Source organism: Vibrio sp. 1727 (assembly GCF_033344415.1).
In the GTDB taxonomy this organism is placed as follows: domain Bacteria; phylum Pseudomonadota; class Gammaproteobacteria; order Enterobacterales; family Vibrionaceae; genus Vibrio; species Vibrio alginolyticus.
On the sequence record NZ_JAWPOT010000089.1, the window covers coordinates 1 to 1,054 of the forward strand.

General features: G+C 47.4%; 1 protein-coding gene. It reads left to right on the forward strand.

Going from position 1 to position 1,054, the window contains the following annotated elements; genetic code table 11:
• The first annotated feature begins 79 nt into the window (after positions 1 to 79).
• Positions 80 to 1,000 carry an IS5 family transposase gene (locus tag R8O10_RS23995; RefSeq protein WP_318191797.1) on the forward strand — a complete coding sequence of 307 codons (921 nt, stop codon included), beginning with the start codon at positions 80 to 82 and terminating at the stop codon, positions 998 to 1,000.
• Positions 1,001 to 1,054: the final 54 nt, after the last annotated feature.

Below are 1,054 nucleotides of genomic sequence, written 5' to 3' on the forward strand. Positions count from 1 at the left end.
GGCTTTGTTGCTTAAATCGATGGAACTAAATCAAAAAGATACGATCTGATCGGCTACACCCATCAAGCATCGTAGCCTCATGCCTAAACCTCGTTACAAAACAACTAACTGGAAGCAGTACAACAAAGCCTTAATCAACCGTGGTTCTCTGACCTTTTGGATTGATGAGGAAGCGATAGCCGAGTGGAAGCAAAACAAACAAGGCAAGCGTGGTAGACCTCGCCGATTCAGCGACTTAGCCATTACTACCGCTCTGATGGTGAAACGCGTTTTCTCTATGCCATTGAGAGCGCTGCAAGGTTTTTTAGACTCCGTATTTAAGCTGGCTAACATCCCGCTTGTTTGCCCACACTACACCTGTATAAGCCGCCGAGCTAAGGAAGTTGAGGTTTCATTTAAAACCAAAACCAGAGGTGCGATACAACATCTGGCAATTGATGCCACTGGCCTCAAGGTTTATGGCGAAGGTGAATGGAAGGTCAAGAAGCATGGAACTGATGGGAAGCGAAGAGTCTGGCGTAAGCTGCATATCGCGGTAGATACAAGCACCCACGAAATAGTCGCAGCAGAGCTGAGCTTATCTAACGTCACTGATGCCGAAGTGCTCCCCAACTTACTCAAGCAGACACGTCGTAAAATCATTGAGATATCAGGCGATGGCGCTTATGACACAAGGAATTGCCATGATGCCATACGGATCAAGCGAGCGGTTCCGCTCATCCCGCCAAGAGAAGGAGCAGCCTTCTGGGAGCAAGGGCATCCTCGTAACTTAGCGGTAGGTTGCCAGAAGCTCTACGGCTCCAACAAGAAGTGGAAAAAGCGGTATGGCTATCATAAGCGCTCTCTGTCAGAGACCGCAATGTACCGAGTAAAACAGTTGCTAGGTGGGAAATTAAGTCTAAGAAATTATAATGCTCAGGTTGGCGAGACTTACGCTATGATCAAAGCGCTGAACAAGCTTACAGGGCTTGGTATGCCTGAAACTCGGTATGTTGTTTAAGAACTGATCAACATGGGGCTACCATGTCTTCTCACCGAATTAAGCAACAAAGCC